This window comes from Rhodococcus tukisamuensis NBRC 100609 (assembly GCF_001894985.1).
In the GTDB taxonomy this organism is placed as follows: Bacteria; Actinomycetota; Actinomycetes; order Mycobacteriales; family Mycobacteriaceae; genus Rhodococcus_G; species Rhodococcus_G tukisamuensis.
This window is the reverse complement of record NZ_BCXG01000033.1, coordinates 28,550-49,112: the sequence shown is the minus strand read 5'-3', so window position 1 is coordinate 49,112 and position 20,563 is coordinate 28,550. Positions and strand designations below refer to the sequence as shown.

22 protein-coding genes are annotated in these 20,563 nt (G+C 69.4%); 7 read left to right on the top strand and 15 right to left on the bottom strand.

The features are described 5' to 3' along the window. Positions 1-199, top strand: a 199-nt coding sequence (locus RT2_RS22870; RefSeq protein ID WP_174556720.1) for an MspA family porin, incomplete at its 5' end; no start/stop codon positions are given. 55 nt (positions 200-254) lie between these two features. Here the strand turns inward: RT2_RS22870 and dapE are convergent. The 6 genes from dapE to RT2_RS22840 all read right to left on the bottom strand — a co-directional run bounded on the left by dapE (position 255) and on the right by RT2_RS22840 (position 5,292). Then, on the bottom strand, positions 255-1,340 hold the full coding sequence (gene dapE / locus RT2_RS22865) for a succinyl-diaminopimelate desuccinylase (protein WP_092776509.1): 1,086 nt from the start codon (positions 1,338-1,340) through the stop codon (positions 255-257). Positions 1,341-1,431: 91 nt separating this feature from the next. Continuing rightward, the gene (locus RT2_RS22860) at positions 1,432-1,662 is read right to left on the bottom strand and encodes a hypothetical protein (protein ID WP_072847102.1); all 231 of its coding nucleotides are present in this window, start codon (positions 1,660-1,662) and stop codon (positions 1,432-1,434) included. Positions 1,663-2,230: 568 nt separating this feature from the next. After that, entirely contained in the window at positions 2,231-2,440 is a 210-nt protein-coding gene (locus tag RT2_RS22855) for a hypothetical protein (protein WP_072847101.1), read from the bottom strand. Positions 2,441-2,508: 68 nt separating this feature from the next. Then, positions 2,509-3,489, bottom strand: coding sequence for a hypothetical protein (locus tag RT2_RS25660; RefSeq protein ID WP_139191341.1), 981 nt, complete (start codon positions 3,487-3,489; stop codon positions 2,509-2,511). Between the two features lie 392 nt (positions 3,490-3,881). After that, positions 3,882-5,027: a hypothetical protein gene (locus RT2_RS22845; protein WP_072847099.1), complete on the bottom strand. Its 1,146-nt coding sequence runs from the start codon at positions 5,025-5,027 to the stop codon at positions 3,882-3,884. A gap of 46 nt (positions 5,028-5,073) precedes the next feature. After that, complete coding sequence (locus RT2_RS22840) at positions 5,074-5,292, bottom strand: hypothetical protein (protein WP_072847098.1); 219 nt, start codon at positions 5,290-5,292, stop codon at positions 5,074-5,076. A gap of 301 nt (positions 5,293-5,593) precedes the next feature. Between RT2_RS22840 and RT2_RS22835 the strand changes: the two genes are divergently transcribed. Further along, positions 5,594-6,040, top strand: a complete 447-nt coding sequence (locus tag RT2_RS22835; protein ID WP_072847097.1) for a GNAT family N-acetyltransferase — start codon at positions 5,594-5,596, stop codon at positions 6,038-6,040. Positions 6,041-6,211: 171 nt separating this feature from the next. Here the strand turns inward: RT2_RS22835 and RT2_RS22830 are convergent, their stop codons facing one another. Further along, a complete protein-coding gene (locus tag RT2_RS22830; protein WP_245709568.1) occupies positions 6,212-6,754 on the bottom strand; it encodes a hypothetical protein in 543 nt (180 codons plus the stop codon). Between the two features lie 180 nt (positions 6,755-6,934). Here RT2_RS22830 and dapD point away from each other — a divergent pair, with 180 nt between their 5' ends. Further along, positions 6,935-7,888 carry a 2,3,4,5-tetrahydropyridine-2,6-dicarboxylate N-succinyltransferase gene (gene dapD / locus RT2_RS22825; RefSeq protein ID WP_072847096.1) on the top strand — a complete coding sequence of 318 codons (954 nt, stop codon included), beginning with the start codon at positions 6,935-6,937 and terminating at the stop codon, positions 7,886-7,888. After that, complete coding sequence (locus RT2_RS22820) at positions 7,888-9,282, top strand: amino acid permease (RefSeq protein WP_072847095.1); 1,395 nt, start codon at positions 7,888-7,890, stop codon at positions 9,280-9,282. The genes dapD and RT2_RS22820 overlap by 1 nt, the downstream gene beginning before the upstream one ends. A gap of 15 nt (positions 9,283-9,297) precedes the next feature. Here RT2_RS22820 and RT2_RS22815 read toward each other — a convergent pair whose 3' ends face one another. Next, positions 9,298-10,056 carry an SDR family NAD(P)-dependent oxidoreductase gene (locus RT2_RS22815; protein ID WP_072847094.1) on the bottom strand — a complete coding sequence of 253 codons (759 nt, stop codon included), beginning with the start codon at positions 10,054-10,056 and terminating at the stop codon, positions 9,298-9,300. Positions 10,057-10,242: 186 nt separating this feature from the next. On the opposite strand from RT2_RS22815, the gene RT2_RS22810 reads away from it, so the two are divergent. The 3 genes from RT2_RS22810 to RT2_RS22800 all read left to right on the top strand — a co-directional run bounded on the left by RT2_RS22810 (position 10,243) and on the right by RT2_RS22800 (position 13,208). After that, the gene (locus RT2_RS22810; protein ID WP_072847093.1) at positions 10,243-11,052 is read left to right on the top strand and encodes an enoyl-CoA hydratase; all 810 of its coding nucleotides are present in this window, start codon (positions 10,243-10,245) and stop codon (positions 11,050-11,052) included. A gap of 134 nt (positions 11,053-11,186) precedes the next feature. Further along, positions 11,187-11,651: a hypothetical protein gene (locus tag RT2_RS22805; RefSeq protein ID WP_245709569.1), complete on the top strand. Its 465-nt coding sequence runs from the start codon at positions 11,187-11,189 to the stop codon at positions 11,649-11,651. A gap of 120 nt (positions 11,652-11,771) precedes the next feature. After that, positions 11,772-13,208, top strand: coding sequence for an HNH endonuclease signature motif containing protein (locus RT2_RS22800; RefSeq protein WP_072847091.1), 1,437 nt, complete (start codon positions 11,772-11,774; stop codon positions 13,206-13,208). A 95-nt stretch (positions 13,209-13,303) separates the two neighbouring features. Here RT2_RS22800 and RT2_RS22795 read toward each other — a convergent pair whose 3' ends face one another. The 7 genes from RT2_RS22795 to dapC form a co-directional block, all read right to left on the bottom strand. Beyond that, the gene (locus tag RT2_RS22795; RefSeq protein ID WP_169888516.1) at positions 13,304-13,684 is read right to left on the bottom strand and encodes a PPOX class F420-dependent oxidoreductase; all 381 of its coding nucleotides are present in this window, start codon (positions 13,682-13,684) and stop codon (positions 13,304-13,306) included. A 75-nt stretch (positions 13,685-13,759) separates the two neighbouring features. Continuing rightward, entirely contained in the window at positions 13,760-14,146 is a 387-nt protein-coding gene (locus RT2_RS22790; protein WP_092776473.1) for a DUF2568 domain-containing protein, read from the bottom strand. Beyond that, a complete protein-coding gene (curA, locus tag RT2_RS22785) occupies positions 14,143-15,177 on the bottom strand; it encodes an NADPH-dependent curcumin/dihydrocurcumin reductase (protein ID WP_072847089.1) in 1,035 nt (344 codons plus the stop codon). The genes RT2_RS22790 and curA overlap by 4 nt, the downstream gene beginning before the upstream one ends. A 62-nt stretch (positions 15,178-15,239) precedes the next feature. After that, on the bottom strand, positions 15,240-16,637 hold the full coding sequence (locus tag RT2_RS22780; RefSeq protein WP_072847088.1) for an acyl-CoA synthetase: 1,398 nt from the start codon (positions 16,635-16,637) through the stop codon (positions 15,240-15,242). 44 nt (positions 16,638-16,681) lie between these two features. Beyond that, positions 16,682-17,584, bottom strand: coding sequence for a proline dehydrogenase family protein (locus tag RT2_RS22775; protein ID WP_083577562.1), 903 nt, complete (start codon positions 17,582-17,584; stop codon positions 16,682-16,684). A 68-nt stretch (positions 17,585-17,652) separates the two neighbouring features. Then, complete coding sequence (gene pruA, locus RT2_RS22770) at positions 17,653-19,296, bottom strand: L-glutamate gamma-semialdehyde dehydrogenase (protein WP_072847086.1); 1,644 nt, start codon at positions 19,294-19,296, stop codon at positions 17,653-17,655. Positions 19,297-19,459: 163 nt separating this feature from the next. Further along, complete coding sequence (dapC, locus tag RT2_RS22765) at positions 19,460-20,563, bottom strand: succinyldiaminopimelate transaminase (protein WP_072847085.1); 1,104 nt, start codon at positions 20,561-20,563, stop codon at positions 19,460-19,462.

Here is a 20,563-nt window from a genome sequence, read left to right as displayed (position 1 = left end):
TGCCTACGGCGCCGAGAGCCACTCCGGCTCGCACTCGTTCAAGGGCACGAGCGGATCGGTCACCTACGCCGACTCGACCATGGCGGTCAACGGCTGCGCCGGCTACGCGCAGGCCCGCTCCTTCGCGACCGTCACGGTGAACACCGACACCGTCACCAGCACCACCACCCTGTGGGGCCAGCCCTTCAGCATCGGCTGAGACAGCCACACCCGTTCCGGCCCCGCCTCGTTCACCGAGGCGGGGCCGGACGCGTTCAGGCGCTGAGGTACCCGCGCAGGACGGCGGTGACGTCGGTGATCTGCTGCACCGGGACGCGCTCGTCGCGCTTGTGCGCCAGGTTCGGGTCGCCGGGGCCGTAGTTCACCGCGGGGATGCCCAGCGCGGAGAAGCGGGACACGTCGGTCCAGCCGTACTTGGCCCGGAACTGCCCGCCCGCGGCCTCGATCAGCGCGGCCGCCGCCGGGGCGCCCAGACCGGGCAGCGCGCCGGGCGAGGAGTCGGTCACCTCGAGGTCGAGGTCCAGGCCACCGAGCACCTCGCGGACGTGCGCGATCGCCTGCTCGACGCTGCGGTCCGGCGCGAACCGGAAGTTGACGTCCACGTCGGCCGCGTCGGGCACCACGTTGCCCGCCACGCCCCCGGAGATCCGCACCGCCGACAGCCCCTCCCGGTACACGCAGCCGTCGATGTCCACCGACCTCGGCTGGTAATCCGCGAGCCGCGCGAGGAGCGGGGCCAGCTTGTGGATCGCGTTGTCCCCCAGCCAGGACCGCGCCGAGTGTGCGCGGGTACCGGACGCGGTGAGCCGCACCCGCAGGGTGCCCTGGCAGCCCGCCTCGATGAAGCCGCCGGACGGCTCGCCCAGGACCGCGACGTCGGCCTGCAGCCACTCGGGCAGCTCGCGCTCGATGCGGCCGAGCCCGTTGTACTGCGCGGCGATCTCCTCGCAGTCGTAGAAGACCAGCGTCAGGTCGTGCGCGAGGTCGGAGATCGTGGCGGCCAGGTGCAGGAACACCGCGTCACCGGACTTCATGTCGACGGTGCCGCAGCCGTGCAGCACGTCGCCCTCCACCGCGTCCACGGTGCGCCGGCTCGGCACGTTGTCCGCGATCGGCACGGTGTCCAGGTGCCCGGCCAGCATCACCCGACTGGGCAGGCCGCGGTTGGTGCGGGCCAGCACCGAGTTGCCGCTGCGGATCACCTCGAAGCCGGTCGTCTGCTCGCGCAACGCGGCCTCGACGACGTCGGCGATCAGCGATTCGTCCTGGGAGACGCTGGGGATGTCCACCAGCGCGGCGGTCAGGTCGATGGGGTCGGCATGCAGGTCCAGGCGCGGCAGAGTGGTCACCCGACCAGGTTAGGCGGCTCCGCCGCCCGTGCGTCCTTCTGGCCCGTGGTGGGGCCGAAGAGACGCACGGGAGCGGGGTGCATCAGTTGTTGGTGATCTGGAAGCCAGCACCCGGACACGGAACCGTCGCGCCACTGTCCGTGCAGGTACGGCCGTTCAGGTTGGCGAGGATGATTTTGGCCGACTGGACAACTGCACCATAGGCGATGCCGAGGGAGGGGATGCCGAGGGCATTCCCTATGACGATCCCGGCCCACTCGTTGCCCCGGCCGATCTTGCGGCTGGATCCTTCTTCGGTAGCGAACCCGTCCACGACGGTGTCAACAACGAGTCCCAGCGCAGTGGCGTCACTACGCCTTCGCAAGCGACGAGCTCGATCCCGGCCACGACGTCGACTTCCTTGACTAGCCTGCCTCCCTCGACGACGACTGAGGCGCCCACTTCCCCGCAACTCCCTGAAATCCAGGGTGTTGCGGGGACCGCTAGAACGCGCCAGGTGAAGGGGCCGAACGGACAGGAACATCCGCGATGGGCGGGACTGACGGCAAGGACCGGTCCGACGCATACGGGCCGGTCCCCTTCACGCCACACGGTGGTCGGTGTCCTGGCAACCGCCGTCGCCCAGGGATGGACGGCCTGAAGACGACCCCGCTGCACCGGAGGCAGTGCGGCTGATCCGCTGCGGTCCGCAACGGATCCGCCGCCACCCCGGAGATCACATCAGCCCGAAGGGCCCCACCGTTTCGGTGGGGCCCTTCTTCGGTTCCCGGCCCGGCGGCCGTGGACCAGCTCGGTGCTGGCGCCCGGCACCAGTGATGGCGGGCTATCCCTCGCCGGGACCGTTCTGCGGTCGCGTTGGGTGGGTCGTCATGTGGCGCCGGTCAGTCGGTGGTGCCGGTCGGCTTGTAGGCGCGGGCGCACGCGGTGACGTAGCTGAGGAGCCCGACGAGGGCGGTAACCGCGAATTCGGTGCCGAGGAAATAGGCGAACACCAGGGTCGAGAGAACCACCACGATCACGGTGGTCAGGGGATGGGTATACCAGCAGAAGAGGCCGTTGCCTCGGGGGCGGTTGCCATCGGTCGAGTTCACGGTGTCTCCGTTGGGGTAGGGGCGGCTGAGGGGCCGGAAGTGGATGGATACAGGTATCGGGCGGGCGCTCACTCTCTGAGTGCCTTCTCCTGCGTCGGGTTCGGCTGGGAATCGGGTGCCGGCTTGCTCCGCTTCAGGGACTTCTTCCGGCTCGTGCTCAGACGGGAGGGCTTGTTGTCGGCGCTGGCGGCCAACTGTCGTGCCTCGAGCTCAGCCTTGGCCTGCTTCTGAAGGGCACGTCGTTCGTCGTAGCTGAACGGGCTGAGAAGGCTGTACCAGTGGCGGTCCGTTGCTCCGATCGCGGACAGCGAAGCCTTGACCCACTCGACCCGTATGTCGAGGAGGCCATGGTTCTTGAGATCCGCGATGCCGGCCTGGACAGACCGCTCGGACATGCCGTACCACCCCGCGGCGCCCTGGTTGGTCAGCCAGACCTCAGCCTTGTTGCTGGTCTCGGAGGCGATGATCAGTAGCATCGCCAATCCCGGGAGCGACAGACGCTCGAACCACTCCTCCGTCCAAAACTCGGGTGGGATCACGAAGTACGTCTCCCAGCGGTCGCCCTTCTTCTGCCCGGGCTTGCTGTAATCGGCCTTGCCGTCCTCGCGCCGCGGTTTGACCACCACGCCATGCGGGAGGCGTCTGCGCTCGACCAGTCCGCGGTCCTCGAGATCGTTCCACGCGGCTGAGACATGTGTGGGTGTCCACTTCCGGCCCTTCTCGGTGCATAGCGCCCGGGCCAAGACACCAGCACGCAGTGGAGGCTCCCCCTTGTCGTCTCGGGCCTGCACCAGGGACTGGACCGTGAGCAGCAGGAGGTATAGCTGAAGCGATCGACGCTTCCGGTCGGTGACGATCGGTCCGAGGACGCTTGGCCGATGAATCTCGGAATTGGGCTGCTGCACCAGGACGTGACGAGCCACCGTGTACCTGCGGCCGGTCAACTTGAGAAGGTCCTCCCTCGTTTCCGCTGGTGAAGATATGGATTCAGCAGGTGGTGTGCTGCTCGGCATCTCCGCGACTCGCCCGGATCTCTTGTTTGCTTGCATGCCACCAGAGTAGGCGTACTGATCGGACCATCTCCGCACTTACAGCCGTAAGTCAATGTTGGTTTGGTGCTGAACCATGGGAAGATACTTATGCGACACGCAAACGGGAAGCCGACGATGAGAAGCCCTGGGAAACCGTAAGAATGTAGGGCGGATACGCGCGGGTCCCCGTTGGTGGATCACCTGCGTCAGGGTCGGCGTGGAGCAACTGAGGTTTTTCGGCTCGTCGGCGGCATCAGGGCCTGGGCCGCGGCGTCCACCCCTCCGGCGGGCTTATAGCGTGCAAGTTGGCTCGCGGGCCGGGCGCCACCGCGGGCTGCTCCCGGCCAGCACGGCGTCGATCGCGTGGCCAGCCAGGCAGGTCCGCCGGGTGGTGCCGGTGGACGCGGAGCCTACGTCGGCTCCGCGGCGGGTTGGGTCATCCAGTCGTCGACGATCTGCTGGAGCACGGCGGGCCGCTTCTTCTTGACGGGCTCGATCGCCCCGACGTGGGCCTTGACCTTCTCGATCCACTCGAGGTCGAACTGGTAGGGCAGTCGCTCGGTGGTGCGCGGGGCTCTGGTCGGCGTGCGCCGCAGCTCGTCGTAGGGGAACAGATCGAGCATCCCGAGCATCTGCTGCGGCGTCGGTGCGATCGCCTTGCCGGGCTCGACCCAGCCGATCAGCGTGTTGCCGGCGCTCTCGACGCACACGCCTTGCTTGTGCGAGATGTCGTGGCGGATCTGGCGGACCTCGTTGAAGAACTCGGACCGGATGTCGTTCTTCGTCCACGGCTGCCCAGCATCGTCGGCGCCGTGTGCGGCAGCGAGGCGTGGACGGTACGTGTCCTCCCACGCGGCGTGGACGTTGGTGACCCACTGCTGATAGGACATCCGGTAGATCGGGGGAGGCGTACCTCCGGTCCTCAGGGTCTGCATGGACGCCGCGAAGTTCCCGTAGGTGGCGACGAGCGGCTCGACGGTGCTCGCAGCCGTCAGGCTGGACATGGGGATCGTGCGCTCGCCAGCGTCTGCGACGAACGTCATGGTGGCCACGTCCAGGTGGTCACCGGTGGCTCGATCGGCGGCCTTGGACTCCTGCCAGTGGACTACGTTCCGTGAGAGCGCGTGGTTTGCCGTGAGCGCGAGTATCAGCGAAATCCGGTACTCGTCGGCGAAGTCAGCGATGACCTCGTCGACGGTCTGGGTCGCCAGCCGGTCGTCGGTGGTGAGCGCGAGGTGCGCTACCTGGGCGGCATCACGAACACCGGACAGCAGGGCTCGGAGTTCGGCGGTCGTGCCGGGCGCGGTCGTCATGTCCTGATACCCGCGCAGAGTGGCGGCGAACGGGCCGACCACCGCGGCCAGATCACTGCCTTCGGGCGGAGCGTCTGCATCGCCAGCGTGAAGATAGTCCCCGAGCGCCCACTGGACTCCGCGGAACACGTTGTCGACCAGCACCCTCTGTCCATCGGACATCATGCCCAGGATCGGGTCGAGGGTGTCGCGAACGTGGCCCGTGAGTTGAATCCATCGGCCGAGCTGATCATCGAGATGCATCCGATGAGGCTACGAGGTGGCGCCTCAGGCGTGACGGCATGTCCCGTCAGTCGTCGGTGGGCGGGGTGCGGCGGCGGCGCTGGTGGCGGACCACCAGCGCGGTGCCAGCCGTGGTGCAGATGAGGATCGCGGCGGCGAGTGCGACCGCGAGGATCTGAGCGGCGGCCGGGTCGGCCTGGGCGACGCCGGTGATGGCGTTGGCTGCGGCGTTGGCGATGCCGGTGATGGCTTCTGCTGCTTCGGGCGTGGAGATCGTGCGGGTCATGGTGGCCCCCTTGGCTCGTGGGCCCGTGCTGGTCGCTGAGGGCCCTTACGTGCTTTGGTTCGAGTCGTGGGGGCGGTTCACAGGGTGGGTGCCGGTGCGGCCTGGGCCGGGGTCGCTGGCGTCTCGGGCCGGCACTTCGCCGGCACCGCGGTGTCGGCGTGGTCGGCCCGGTGTCGTGCTCGGGAGCCCGGGCGTGCGAGCCGCGGTCCGGATGTTGCGTTTGGGTGTCGTGACCTGTACCGATGACACGTCCTGCTGCCTGCGGTACGCCGTGCATCGGTGAAGGTCTCAAACTGATGGCATGACGTTGAAGTTGACCGATCATTTCGGCGCGGACCGCCGGTGGTGCCCGCCGTTCGACCGCGCGGTTGCGTACGAGAGGGAGGACTGGTGGGTCGGGCCGAGTCACTGCGGTGACGACCCCTGGTACGTGCAGGTGCTGGAGGGCGCTGCGGAGGTGGCCCGTGTCGAGCTGGATGATCTTGGTGAAATCAACCCGGAGCACGTGGGGGTGCCGGAGCTGGACCGGGATCGGTTGGAGATCCAGCGCGTCGAGGTGGCTATTGCGGCTCGGGGCCGCGGTGTTGGCACCGGGGTGGTGCGCGCTCTTGAGGAGCGGCATGCGGATCGGCGGCTCTTCGCGTACAGCGATGCAGACAGTTTCTGGGGTTCGTTGGGGTGGGATCGGTTCGATCCCCCACGGGGTGAGCGCGTCGCGACATTGTTTATTCAGCCGGTCCGCGAGTGAGTCCCAGCAGCCCGCCACCGCGGCGGTCGGGCCGTTTTGGCGACTGGTCGAGTCCGGCCCGGGAGTCACCCCGTATTGCCGAGGCCTCGACGACCACAGAGCACAGCGCCCGACGACCTCTCGAACGGCACCCGTGGGCGCGAGAGGTCGCCGGGCGGGCGGGCAGTTACGTCAGGGAACGACAACTTCCGTCGACACCGGGAAACTCGGGCGGTCGGTCCGCATGGTCAGCTGAACCCGACCCGGACCCGTGCCGACCTGCACGATCATCGGCCGGGAACTCGTATTGGACGCGGGTACGTACCGAGTCACGGTGCCGCTCTGACCTGTGTCGAGGTTCCGCCAGTCGACGATCGCATTGACGTCGCAGGCCAGGATGGTCGGTGCCCACTCCCCCAGCGGCGAGAAGCCCTGCGTGATTCGCAGCTCGACGGAATGGACGGCCCCCGGCACCTCCGAGTACTGCCCCAGCGGTCCGTCGAACGCATTTCCGGCGGCGGTCAGCATGCCGGCACAGATGCCGTTCCCCAGCGTCCATACCGGTGCCATCTTGACGGGCGCCTGTTCACAGGTTCGCGGCCCCACATTCGACCAGCCGAGCTGGCAGGTGTCCGCCGCGTCAGTGGCGCCGGCCACCCCCGGCGCCGCAACGGCCATCGCGGTGCCGATGAGTGCGGTCACCGTGGCCGAGGCAGTTCTCTTTGTAATTGTCATGCGCCAATCATTGTGTAGCGCTGCGTACCTTGCCCGGTATCTACCGAATGTTCCGAATCGCCGCCGGTCAGCCGAGCCGTGCCGGTCGCGGGGCCCTCGCGCGCGGCGACGGTCCGCCCACTCGCACCGTCGACGCAGGCCGGTCGGGGTCCACCGGCCCGGCCGGTATTCTGACTACCCGTGAGCATTCAGGGAGCATCCGCAGTCGGCATCGCAAACATCACCACGGGCGGCGTCGTCCTCGACACCTGGTACCCCGAGCCCGTCCTCGGCGAGTTCGCCCAGGCCGGGACCGTCGTACTCGACGCCGGCGACGTGCCCGCCGAGCTGTCCGCGCTGACCGGCGAGGACGAGGCCCGCGGGGTCCGCCAGGTCGCGGTCCGCGTGACCATCGCCGACCTGGCCGCCGCCCCCCTCGACGCGCACGACGCCTACCTGCGCCTGCACCTGCTCTCGCACCGCCTGGTCCAGCCGCACCGTCTGAACCTCGACGGCGTCTTCGGCCTGCTCGCGAACGTGGTGTGGACGAACTTCGGCCCCTGCGCGGTCGAGGGCTTCGAGCTGGTCCGCGCCAAGCTGCGCGCCCGCGGCCCGGTCACCGTGTTCAGCGTGGACAAGTTCCCGCGGCTGGTGGACTACGTGGTCCCGTCCGGCGTGCGGATCGCCGACGCGGACCGGGTCCGTCTCGGCGCGCACCTGGCGTCGGGCACCACCGTCATGCATGAGGGCTTCGTGAACTTCAACGCCGGCACCCTCGGCAACTCGATGGTCGAGGGCCGCATCTCGGCGGGCGTGGTCGTCGACGACGGCTCCGACGTCGGCGGCGGCGCGTCGATCATGGGCACCCTCTCCGGTGGCGGCAAGGAGGTCATCTCGGTGGGCAAGCGCTGCCTGCTGGGCGCGAACTCCGGCCTCGGCATCTCGCTCGGCGACGACTGCGTCGTCGAGGCGGGCCTCTACATCACCGCGGGCACCAAGGTGCAGGGCCCGGACGGCACCGTCGTCAAGGCCAAGGACCTCAACGGCACCTCCAACATCCTGCTGCGGCGCAACTCCGTCAGCGGCGCAGTCGAGGTCGTCGCGCACAAGGGCACCGGCGTCGAGCTGAACGCCGCCCTGCACGCGAACGACTGATGACCGCGAACTCGACCTCCCCGGCGCCGCTCGAGGAGCAGGGCGACGCCAGCCACCTCGGCCACGGGCTCAAGGTCCGTCATCTGACGATGATGGGTCTCGGGTCCGCCATCGGGGCCGGCCTGTTCCTGGGCACCGGCGTGGGCATCGCGAAGGCCGGCCCCGCCGTGCTGATCTCGTACGTGATCGCCGGCATCGTGGTGATCGCGGTGATGCGGATGCTCGGCGAGATGGGTGCCGCGATCCCCGCGAGCGGGTCGTTCAGCCACTACGCCCGGATCGGCATCGGCGAGTGGGCCGGGTTCACCATGGGCTGGCTGTACTGGTTCATGCTGATCATGGTGCTGGGCGCCGAGATCACCGGCGCCTCCGCGATCGTGCACGGCTGGCTGCCCGGGGTACCTCAGTGGGTGGTCGCGCTGGTGTTCGTCACCTTCTTCGCGGTGGTGAACCTGGCGAAGGTCAGCAACTTCGGGGAGTTCGAGTTCTGGTTCGCGGCCATCAAGGTCACCGTCATCGTCGCGTTCCTCGTCATCGGCGTGCTGCTGGTGTTCGGCCTGCTGCCGGACACCGACCCGGTCGGGATGACCAACCTCGTCGGGCAGGGCGGCTTCATGCCCAACGGCTTCGCCGGCATCGCCGCGGGACTGCTCGTCGTCGCGTTCGCGTTCGGCGGCATCGAGATCGTGACCATCGCCGCGGCGGAGTCGAAGGACCCCGAGCGGTCAATCGCGACCGCGGTGCGCAGCGTGGTGTGGCGGATCAGCCTGTTCTACATCGGCTCGATCTCCATCATGGTGCTGGTGCTGCCGTGGAACTCGCCGCAGCTGCAGAGCGGGCCGTTCGTCGCGGTGCTGAGCGAGGCGAACCTGCCGTACGTCGCGGGGCTGATGGAGCTGATCGTGGTGGTCGCGCTGCTGTCGGCGTTCAACGCGAACGTGTACGGCACCTCGCGGATGGCGTACTCGCTGGCCCGACGCGGCGACGGCCCGAAGGCCCTCGGCGTGCTCTCCAAGACCGGGGTGCCCACCAACGCGGTGGTGCTGTCCGTGTTCTTCGGCTTCGTCAGCGTGCTGCTCAACTGGCTGCTGCCGGACTCGCTGCTATCGATCCTGCTCAACGCGGTCGGGGCCGCGCTGCTGGTGATCTGGATCTTCATCGTGGTCTCGCAGCTGCGGCTGCGCCGGCGGCTCGAGGCCGAGGGCAAGCTGACCCTGCGGATGTGGGGCTTCCCCTACCTGAGCTGGGCCACCCTGGCCGCCCTCATCGGGCTGATCCTGTTGATGCTCACCGACGCCGACGCCCGCAACCAGCTGATCTCCACGACAGTGCTGTTTCTCGTGATCGCCGCGCTGTCGGTGCTCAACGCGAGGCTGCGCAAGGCCGCACTCTGACCGCCTCGGTCCCGCTCAACGCGCGGTGAAGCCGCCGTCGATCGACAGAGCCGCACCGGTGACGAACGACGCCTCGTCGCTCAGCAGGAACGCGACGAACGGTGCGATCTCGTCCGGCTGTGCAACGCGGTTGACCGGGTGCAGGGCGGCTATCTGCGCCATCGCCTCGTCGGTGGGTGCCATGGACCCGCGGGAGAGCGGCGTGTCGACCCCTCCGGTGGTGATGGCGTTGACCCGGACGCCCCGCTCGGCAACCTCCAGCGCGACGGACCTGGTCAGGCCCACGACGGCGTGCTTGGCGGCAACGTAGGGCGCGACCTCGGGGAGCGCGACGACCCCCAGGTTCGACGCGTTGTTGACGATCGCCCCGCGGGTCTCGAGGACCGCGGGAATCTGGTGCTTGAGGCAGTTGAAGACGCTGGTGACGTTCTGCGCGAACTCCGCGTCCCAGTCGGCGCCGTCGATACCGGATACCGGACCGGACGCATTGACACCGCCCGCGTTGTTGAACGCCCCGTCCAGCCGCCCGAACTCGGCGACCGCGGCGGCGACCAGCGCCGCGGCATCCGCCTCCACCGACACATCCGCCGGCACGAAGATCGCGGTGCCACCCGCGGCGCGGATGCTCACGGCAGCGTCCTCACCGACGTCCCTGCGGCGGGCACCGAGCACTACCGCGGCGCCCTCCGCCGTGAGCCGCCGAGCAACCGCGAGACCGATGCCGGAGGTGCCGCCGGTGACGATGAAGACCTTTGAGTCCAGGCGCGAAGACATGATGAGTCCTTTCGGGAGATCTACTGAAGGTGGCGACGTGGTCGCCTGAATCAGACTGCGAGATCCCGGGACTCGGCGCTGGCGGGAATCGGACGACGCGTTTGGCGAGCGCGTCTCGTCGGGTTGGCGCCGGATACGCCGTAGTGTCGGCGCGATCTACGTCCGTCGTTGAACAGGAGACCGGCAGTGAGCTTTGTCCTGGTCGAGCGGCCCCGCGAGAATGTGGCCCTGGTGACCCTCAACCGCCCGGAGCGGATGAACGCCATGGCCTTCGACGTGATGGTCCCGCTCAAGGAGTCCCTCGAGTCGATCAGCAACGACAACTCGGTGCGTGCGGTGGTGCTCACCGGCGCGGGCCGCGGGTTCTGCTCCGGAGCCGACCAGTCCTCCGCCGGCAGCCCGCCGCACATCGACGGCCTGACCAGGCCGTCGATCGCGCTGCGCGCCATGGAGATCCTCGATGACGTGGTGCTGGCGATCCGCCGCATGCACCAGCCGGTGATCGCCGCCGTCAACGGCGCCGCCATCGGCGGCGGGTTCTGCCTGTCGCTGGCCGCGGACATCCGGCTGGCCTCGCGCGACGCCTACTTCCGGGCGGCGGGCATCAACAACCGGCTGACCGCCAGCGAACTCGGTCTGAGCTATCTGCTGCCGCGCGCGATCGGCTCGTCGAGGGCGTTCGAGATCATGCTCTCCGGCCGCGACATCGACGCCGCCGAGGCCGAACGGATCGGCCTGGTCTCCCGCCTGGTCGACCGCCCCAACCTGCTCGACGAGTCGTTCACATTGGCGGAACGGGTCGCGGCCTTCTCCCGGCCCGGTGTGGAGCTGACCAAGCGGACGCTGTGGTCGAGCCTGGACGCGTCGTCGATGGCCCAGCACATGAACCAGGAGGGCCTGGGCCAGCTGATGGTCCGGCTGATGACCGACAACTTCGAGGAGGCCACCCTCGCGCGGCGGGAGAAGCGGGAGCCGGTGTTCCGGGACAGCAAGTAGGTCGGCCGGGCCTGGTGCGATCCGCATCGTTGCCATCCCCCAGGCACGAACACCCAGTAGCGACGGATACGCCTCGCAGTGAAATTGGGAGGCGACAGTTGGCCGGACGTAAGCGTTGGTCATGGCGAGCGGTGGTGGTTGCGCTGACCGCAGCCGCTGCGGTCACCTGGCTGACAGCCGTCGTGACCGCCGACATCCGCCGTGCGCCTGATGCGAATTGCATCGCTGTCGACTCCAGCTTGATGGACATGATCGCAGGTAGGCCGGCCTCCGACCCCCTCGAGCCGCTCGAGGCAGTCGCTGTCCGCGACCCCTGGACCCGCAGCAAGGCATCCGTGTCGCCATTCGACAACTACTACGCGATCGCCATGCAGTTCCGGAGGAGCGACGGTTCGACATCCCACGGCGTGTGGGGATTGGGCGGGGGCTCACTTCCCCCAGAGGGGCAAGCGCTGAAGGTGATCGCCGACAGCGCACCGCTCGTCAGTGTGGACCAATCAGCCCGACAGAGCACCGTCTGGCCAGACACCGAGATGTTCTTTCCCGAGGACGCCAACGCGGTGAAGGAAGCCCAACAATGTCTGGCCTCCAGGTCATGACCGAGCCCGCCCAGGACAAAGACCGAGCCCCTCGCGAACAGGAATTATTCCGATTCGCACCCCTTTTGACCAGCATAAATAAACTAGAAATCGAATGCACGTGCGAGTAGAATTTGGTGTATGAAACTCGACGCCATGCTCACCGACCCCGCCCGGGTCGAGGCACGGCGACTCGACGAAACCGAGATTTTGGCGGCGGTGCCGGAGCTGGTTCAGGACATGCGCATGAGGGAGGCGCTACTGGTCCGGTTGGTCCGCGATGCCGATCAGCGTTGCCTCCCCGAACACGTCGGCGCCGCCGACACCACCGCCTGGCTCGCCGGTGCCACCCGGATGCACCGTGCCCGCGCCGCCCAGATCGTCCGCCTCGCCCGCGAGCTGCCCCTGCACCCGCAGGTGGCCGAGGTACTGGACGACGGACGGATCGAACTCGCCCACGTCCAGGTGATCGTCAACTTCCTCGCTCGCCTCGCGAAACTCACCCGCGACTTCGACATCGAACCCGCCGAAACCGACTGGGAGCACCCCGACCCCGAGACCGGACGCCCAGACGACTGCGAGGCCTACCTGCTCATCGCCGCCCAGGTCGAAGACCCCACACAGCTCCGCAACAGGGCCCGTGAACTGGAGATCCTGTTCGAGCGCGACAACGACCTGCCGTCCGACGCAGAGAACCCCGAACTCAACGAGTTCCACGCCAGCGCCACCCTGGGCGGTCGGGTGCTCGTGAAGGGCAGTTTCGACGCCGAGACCGGCGAAGCCTTGCAGACCGCCCTGTCCGGCCTGTCGAAGCCGCACCCGAGCACCGACGAGCATGGCCACTCGATCCGCGACCCCCGATCCGCCGCCAAGCGCCGCGCCGACGCCCTCGGACAGATCATCCGCGGACACCTCGACGCGGCACGCGGACCGATGGAAGGTGGGGAACGACCCCACGTCACCGTGACCATCGACGTCGATGCCTTGAGAGACGCGGTCTCAGCGACCGCACCCACACCCGCGACCGGAGCGTGGCGAGACAACGACTGGGACTACCACCGCGACAACGCAACCGGACCAGTCGGCGCCGGACGCTACGACGGCTGTTCAGACGTCCGGCCGCCTCGGCACTACCGCCGACGCCGCCACGCCACCATGCCCTGGGCCGGCCCGATCTCCGCGGCCATCGCCGCACGCATCTCCTGCGACGCCCAGGTCACCCCGATCTTCGTCGACCGGGGCGGCAACCCACTCGACGTCGGCCGCACCACCCGAATCATCTCCCCGAAACTCCGCAAAGCACTGGTGGCCAGGGACTGCGGATGCGCCTTCCCTGGCTGCGGCCGACCCGCCGGCTGGACCGACGCCCACCATATTTGGCATTGGTCCAAGGGCGGCCCGACCGCGCTGTCGAACCTCGTGCTGCTCTGCAAGAAGCACCACACGATCATCCACAGGAACCACTGGGCCGTGCAGATCGAACCGGACGGGTTCCCGTGGTTCACCCCACCCGCCTGGGTGGACCCGCTGCGAAGACCGAGGCCGGCTCACAACCGGCGCGCGATCCACGGAACCTGACCAGGCACAGGCCTGAACACTCACCCACAACCGGACCGGTTGTGGCCGAGACACACTCGGCCGCAACCGGTCTGCGCGGTCCGACGGGCCGACTGTCAGCCGCCCTGAACCGACTCCAGCCCAAACGCGATGACCCGCTCCGGGTGGATGCGAATCAGCTCCGGCGACATGCCCGGAGCCCACGGCGCCACCCCGGTCAACGCCTCCGCCCGACCGCGGATCTCCACGCACCGCACCACCCACGGCTGGACCGAGGCCAGGTCGTCCACCACGAACGCGACCCGGTCGTTGGTCGCGAGGTTCCGGAACTTCTTGCTGGCGCCCAGATTCCGGCCACCGATGTCGATGGTGCCGAGTTCTGCGTTGTAGCGGAACCCGACCGGACTGTTCTGCGGCGCGACTCGCGGGTTGACCGTCGCCAGCCTGCCGAGTCGCTGCGTATCGAGGTAGGCGACCTGGTCCGCGCTGAGTGTCACCGAGGCTTCTGTCATGACAATCTCCCGTCGCTGGTCCGTGCAGCCGTCACGCTAGGACCTCGACCTCGGTTCAGGTCAAGAGCGCCGCGCCCGCATCTCTCGTCGGCACAGTTCCCCGAAGACCCCCGCCGCCACCACGAAGAACACCAGCCCCACGACTGGTCCCAGGAACACCCCGGCGACGACGGCCGTCGCCGCGAACAACGCGACCTGCACGTACAGCCTGGCCGGATTCGGCAGTCGGCGGCCTGACGTCGGCGCCATCCACACCGCCCAGACAGCCGCCGCAACCGCCGGCAGCGCCACCGCAAATATCACCTTCCCGAGCAGCGAATCCGTCGACGCGGCGCCGGCCAGCGCCAGCAACACCAGCATCGACAACTCGCACAGGAAGGAGACGACCTCGAGCGGGCCGACCCGCGGCACCGCGGTGGCATCGCGCACCTCGTGCGCCCCGCTCACTGCTCGGCCATTCCGACGTTGACGACGACCTTTCCGAAGTTGCGGCCCGCGAGCATCCCGATGAACGCCTCGGGCGCATTCTCCAGGCCGTCCACGATGTCCTCGCGGTACTGCACCCGCCCCTGGTGGATCCACTCGGACATCTCGCCGATGAAGTCGGCGTACATCGCGCCTACGAATTCGCTCTGGATGAACCCCCGCAGGGTGAGGCTCTTGGTGAGGATGTGACTCATCAGCGCGGGCGCCCGGTCCGGCCCCTCCGGCCGCGTGGTCAGGTTGTACTGCGACACCAGCCCACATACCGGCACCCGGGCGTAGGTGTTGAGCCGCGGCAGCACCGCGTCCCAGACCGCCCCGCCGACGTTCTCGAAGTACACGTCGATGCCGTCCGGGACGGCGGCGGCCAACTGGTCGACGAAGTCCGGCGCACGGTGGTCGACGGCCGCGTCGAAGCCCAGTTCCGCCAGGTACGCACACTTCTCCGGCCCACCCGCGATCCCGACGGCCCGGGCGCCCTTGATCTTCGCGATCTGGCCGACCGCGGAACCCACCGGCCCGGTCGCAGCGGCCACCACCACCGTCTCGCCCGGCTGCGGCTTGCCGATCGCCAGCAGGCCGGCATAGGCGGTGAAACCCGGCATCCCCAGCACCCCGAGCGCCATCCGCGGCGGCCCCAGTCGCGGGTCCAGCTTGCGGACGTGGTGGGCGTCCGCGGCCGCGTACTCCTGCCATCCCGAGAACGCCAGCACGACGTCGCCCTTGGCGAATCCCGGTTCCCTGGACTCGATCACGTCGCACACTGTGCCGCCGACCATCACGTCACCCACCGCCATCGGCGCGGCGTAGGACTTCGCGTCGCTCATCCGGCCGCGCATGTACGGGTCCAACGAGAGATACCTGGTCTTGAGCAGCAACTGCCCGTCGCTGATCGACGGGATCGGCGCCGACTCGATCCGGAAGTCGGACCTCTGCGGCTCCCCTACGGGACGTGACGCGAGCACGATACGGGTGTTCTCGGCAGGCAGGGTCATGCTTCCTGAGGCTAGTCCCGTCGGACGCGAAATGCGCTGCACACGCACCGGCGCTGCACGCTTCAGCCCAGCAGCTTCTTCTGCACCTTGCCCATCGCGTTGCGCGGCAGCGAGTCCACCACGCGCACCTCGCGGGGCCGCTTGTGCGCCGACAGTTCACCGGCCACGTGCGCGATCAGCGCGTCCGGGTCAACGCCCTCGCCCACCACGTACGCCACCAGTCGCTGCCCGAGGTCGGCGTCGGGCAACCCGACCACCGCCACCTCGCGCACCGTCGGGTGCCCGAGCAGCGAGGTCTCCACCTCGCCCGCCCCGATCCGGTAGCCCCCGGACTTGATCAGGTCGGTCGACTCCCGGCCGACGATCCGGTGGAACCCGCCCTCGTCGATCGCCGCCACGTCGCCGGTCTTGAACCAGCCGTCCTCGGTCCAGCACTCGGCGGTGGCGTCGGGCCGGTTCAGGTACCCGTCGAAGAGCATCGGCCCGCGCACCTGTAGACCGCCGATCGACTCGCCGTCGTGCGGCACCGGCGCCCCGTCCTCGTCGACGAGCCGGGTCGTCACCCCCGTCACCGGCAGCCCGACCCAGCCGGGCCTGCGTTCGCCGTCCGCGCGGGTGCTCAGTGTGATCATCGTCTCGCTCATCCCGTAGCGCTCGATCGGCGTCAGACCGGTCAACGCGACCAGTCGCTCGAACACCGGGACCGGCAGCGGGGCACTGCCGGAGACCAGCAACCGCGCGCCGGCGAGGGCCCGGGCCGACTCCTCGTCGCGGGCCACCCGCGACCACACCGTCGGCACCCCGAAGTACATCGACCCGCCAGCCCGCGCGTAGGCCTCGGGTGTGGGGCTGACGGTGTGCACGAGGCGGCTGCCCACCCGCAGCGGACCGAGCAGACCCAGGATCAGTCCGTGCACGTGGAAGAGCGGAAGTCCGTGCACCAGTGTGTCGTTCGAGGTCCACTGCCACGCCTGGGCCAACGCGTCCAGCCCGGCGGCGATCGCCTGGCGGCTCAGCAGCACGCCCTTGGGCGGCCCGGTGGTGCCGGAGGTGTAGAGGACGAAGGCGATCGACGAGGGGCGCGGTTCCGGGTGCCCGTGCCAGTCGCGGGCGTTCACCCGCACCGGGACGACCGGCAACTCGGTCCCCTCCGGCGCCTGTCCGAGCCAGGCCTGGGCACCCGAGTCGGACAGGATGTGTGCGATCTCCGCAGGACCGGAGTCCGGCGGCACTGGCACCACGGTGACGCCCGCGAACAGGCAGCCGACCACCGCGATCACCGTCGCGGCGCTCGGCGTCGCTAGGACGGCGACCCGCTTGGCTCCGGCGATGCGCCGGGCCAGGGCCCCGGCGCCCCCGACGATGTCGCTGCGCGAGAGCACGTCGTCGCCGATCCGGACGGCATCGGGCAGGTCGTCGCCCCGGGCGACAGCGAGGGGGTTCAGTGAACTCAGGAGCACGCCGCCCAGCGTCTCACACCGCGGCGGACGGCCCGTGGACCAGTTCAGCCGTGCGTCACCAGCGAACGCAGGAAGAAGGTGAGGTTGGCGGGCCGTTCGGCGAGACGCCGCATGAAGTAGCCGTACCACTGCGCCCCGTACGGCACGTACACCCGCACCTGGTCACCCTCGGCCGCCAGCCGCGCCTGCTCGACGTCCCGGATGCCGTAGAGCATCTGGTGCTCGAACTCCGCCGGACCGCGGCCCACCTGCCCCACCAGGTCCTGCGTCTGTTCGATCACCACCGGGTCGTGCGAGGCGACCATCGGGTAGCCCCGGCCCCGCATCAGAATCTCCAGGCACCGCAGGTACGACGCGTCGACCTCCGAGCGGCGTTGGTATGCAACCGATTCCGGCTCGTTGTACGCCCCCTTGCACAGGCGGATCCGCGAGCCCGCCACGGCAAGGTCCCGGCAGTCCCCCTCGGTCCGGCGCAGGTAGGCCTGCAGCACCGCCCCAAGCCAGTGGAAGTCGGCCCGCAGCTCGGTCACCACGGCGAGTGTCTCGTCGGTGGTGGTGTGGTCCTCCGCGTCGACGGTCACCCACACGCCCGCGGCCTGCGCTGCCGTGCACAGCGCGTGGGCGTGCTCGCGTGCCACCCGGAGACCGTCCCGCGGCAGCGCCAGGCCGAGCGCGGACAGCTTCACCGACACCTCCAGGCGGCGGACGCCGCCGACCGTGGCCTCGGGTTGGTCGGCGAGTTCGCTCAGCAGCGCGCGGTACTCGGCGAGCGCCGCGCGGGCCTGCTCCGGCTCGGCGGTGTCCTCCCCCAGGTGGTCGATGCTGATCGACCGGCCCGAGTCGAGGATCGTGCGGGCGGCCGCCAGTGCGGCCGGCCGGTCCTGCCCCGCGACGAACCGGGTGACGATGGACCGGGTGACCGGGGCCCGGGTGATCGCCGACTTCATCCGCGGCGAACGGGCCGCGGCGAGGATCGCCGGCCGCAGCGGGTTGCCCAACGCCCCGGACACGGCGATCAGTCCCGCGGTCCCATGTGCGGGTACCGATAGTCGGTCGGCGGGACGAAGGTCTCCTTGACCGTGCGGGCCGACGTCCAGCGCAGCAGGTTGATCGGCGAGCCGGCCTTGTCGTTGGTGCCCGATGCCCGCGCCCCGCCGAACGGCTGCTGCCCCACCACCGCGCCGGTCGGTTTGTCGTTGACATAGAAGTTGCCCGCCGCGAATCGTAGTGCGGCACCGGCTCTCTCGATCGCCGCCCGGTCGTCGGCGATCACCGCGCCGGTGAGCGCGTACGGGGCGGTGGTGTCGACGATGTCGAGGACCGACTCGAACGCATCGGGCGCCGAGTCGTCGTAGACGTACAACGAGAGCAGCGGTCCGAAGTACTCGGTGGCGAAGCATTCGTCGCCGGGGTCGTCCGCGAGCAGCACCGTGGGCCTGACGAAGAAGCCCTCGGTGTCGTCGTACTTCCCGCCGACGGCGACGCTCACCCCCTCGGCCCCGCGGGCCCGTTCGATGGCGGCGACGTTCTTCTCGTACGCGGCCCGGTCGATCAGGGCGCCGCCGAAGTTCGACAGGTCGGTGACGTCGCCGTAGCTGAGTTGGTCCACCTCGGCGAGGAAGTCCTCGCCCATCTCCGCCCACACCGACGCGGGCACGTAGGCCCGCGAGGCGGCGGAACACTTCTGGCCCTGGTACTCGAAGGCGCCGCGCACCAGCGCCGTCCGCAGCACGTCCGGGTTGGCGGACGCGTGCGCCACCACGAAGTCCTTGCCGCCGGTCTCCCCGACCAGACGCGGGTAGCCGTGGTAGCGGTCGATGTTGGAGGCGACCTCGCGCCACAGGTGTTGGAAGGTCCTCGTCGAGCCGGTGAAGTGAATGCCGGCCAACCGCGGATCACCCAGTGCCACATCCGATACCGCGGCGCCGGGGCCGGTCACCAGGTTGATGACACCCGGCGGCAGGCCGGCCTCCTCGAGCAGCCGCATCGTCCAGTAGGCCGCCAGCGTCTGGGTGGTCGACGGCTTCCACACCACGGTGTTGCCCATCAGCGCCGGCGCCGTCGGCAGGTTGCCCGCGATCGCCGAGAAGTTGAACGGGGTGACGGCGTACACGAACCCCTCGAGCGGCCGGTACTCCATCCGGTTCCACACCCCCGGACCCGACATCGGCTGGTCCGCCAGGATCTGCCGGGCGAAGTGCACGTTGAACCGCCAGAAGTCGACGAGCTCGCACGGCGCGTCGATCTCCGCCTGCTGCACCGACTTCGACTGTCCGAGCATCGTTGCCGCGGCGATGGTCTCGCGCCACGGCCCGGCCAACAGGTCGGCCGCGCGCAGCAGCACCGCGGCCCGCTCGTCGAAGGGCAGGTCCCGCCAGGCCGGACCCGCCGCGACCGCGGCCTCCACCGCGGCGTCGGCGTCCTCGTGGGTGGCGGATGTCAGGGTGCCGAGCACGGCGGAGTGCCGGTGCGGCTGCACCACGTCGATCCAGTCGCCCGAACCCTGCCGGTGGACGCCGCCGATGACGTGCGAGAGCGGTGTCGGTTCGGCGGCCAGGTCCGCGAGCTTCGAGGCCAACCGCGCCCGCTCGGGACTGCCCGGTGCGTAGGAGTGCACCGGCTCGTTGCCCGGACGAGGAACCTGTGTGACGGCATCCATGCTGCCTCCTGCCCACGGTGACGCTCCCGGGACGGTGCCCCGGCAACGAGGTACTCCGACCCCAGGCTAGCGCAGCGACAGCGCGCAACAGGAAGGACGCGCGCGATCGATGATCATCGATCGCGCGCGTCCTTTCGGTCGTTCCCGCTGACAGCCAGACGCGTCAGCGCTGGAGGCGTCCCGCCGCAGCCGCGATCCGCTCGTCCGTACCGGTCAGCGCGATCCGCACGTGCTGTCCGCTGCCCGGACCGTAGAAGTCCCCGGGCGCGACCAGGATGCCGCGGTCGGCGAACCAGTCCACGGTGTCGCGGCAGGGCTCGCCGCGGGTCGCCCACAGGTACAGCCCGGCTTCGGAGTTGTCCACAGTGAACCCGGCGTCCCGCACGGCACCGAGCAGCACCTCACGGCGCATCCGGTACCGCTCACGCTGCTCGTCCTCGTGGTCGTCGTCGCTCAGCGCCGCGGTCATCGCGGCCTGCACGGGCAGCGGCATGATCATGCCGGCGTGCTTGCGTACCTCGAGCAGCTCCGCGACCAGTGCCGGATCGCCGGTGACGAAGCCGGCCCGGTAGCTGGCCAGGTTGGACGTCTTCGACAGCGAGTGCACGGCCAGCAGGCCAGTGTGGTCGCCGTCGCATACCCGAGGGTCGAGGACGGAGTAGCCCTCCGCCTCCCAGGTCAGCCCGAGGTAGCACTCGTCGGAGACCACAATCGCTCCGCGCTCGCGGGCGAACTCGACCGTCTTGCGCAGGTGGTCGATGCCGAGCACCTTGCCGGTCGGGTTCGACGGCGAGTTCACGAAGATCAGCGCCGGGCTCTCCGGTCCCAGCCGGGTCATCCCGTCGGCACGCAGCACCCGGCAACCGGCCAGCAGACCGCCGACCTCGTAGGTCGGGTACGCGACCTCGGGAATGACGACCAGGTCGTCCGGCCCGAGCCCGAGCAGCCGCGGCAGCCAGGCGATCATCTCCTTGGTGCCGAGCGCGGGCAGCACCGCGTCGGGATGCAGTCCGGTGACCCCGTACCGGCGCGCCAGCGCGCCGACCGCGGCAGCCCGCAGCTCGGGGGTGCCGTGCGTCGTCGGGTACCCGGGCACCTCCGACACCGAGGCCAGGGCCTCACGGATCAGCGGCGCGACCGGGTCGACCGGGGTACCGACGGACAGGTTGACGATCCCGTCAGGGTGCGACTCCGCCTTCGCCTTGGCGGCGGCGAGGGAGTCCCAGGGAAAGTCGGGCAGGGCATGCGAGACGGCCGAGCGAGGCAA

Coding starts and splice junctions, on each gene's coding strand:
- RT2_RS25660 (WP_139191341.1), bottom strand. CDS start 3,489: ATGCAAGCAAACAAGAGATCCGGGCGAGTCGCGGAGATGCCGAGCAGC.
- RT2_RS22845 (WP_072847099.1), bottom strand. CDS start 5,027: ATGCATCTCGATGATCAGCTCGGCCGATGGATTCAACTCACGGGCCAC.
- RT2_RS22840 (WP_072847098.1), bottom strand. CDS start 5,292: ATGACCCGCACGATCTCCACGCCCGAAGCAGCAGAAGCCATCACCGGC.
- RT2_RS22835 (WP_072847097.1), top strand. CDS start 5,594: ATGACGTTGAAGTTGACCGATCATTTCGGCGCGGACCGCCGGTGGTGC.
- RT2_RS22830 (WP_245709568.1), bottom strand. CDS start 6,754: ATGACAATTACAAAGAGAACTGCCTCGGCCACGGTGACCGCACTCATC.
- RT2_RS22820 (WP_072847095.1), top strand. CDS start 7,888: ATGACCGCGAACTCGACCTCCCCGGCGCCGCTCGAGGAGCAGGGCGAC.
- RT2_RS22815 (WP_072847094.1), bottom strand. CDS start 10,056: ATGTCTTCGCGCCTGGACTCAAAGGTCTTCATCGTCACCGGCGGCACC.
- RT2_RS22800 (WP_072847091.1), top strand. CDS start 11,772: ATGAAACTCGACGCCATGCTCACCGACCCCGCCCGGGTCGAGGCACGG.
- curA (WP_072847089.1), bottom strand. CDS start 15,177: ATGACCCTGCCTGCCGAGAACACCCGTATCGTGCTCGCGTCACGTCCC.
- RT2_RS22775 (WP_083577562.1), bottom strand. CDS start 17,584: ATGAAGTCGGCGATCACCCGGGCCCCGGTCACCCGGTCCATCGTCACC.
- pruA (WP_072847086.1), bottom strand. CDS start 19,296: ATGGATGCCGTCACACAGGTTCCTCGTCCGGGCAACGAGCCGGTGCAC.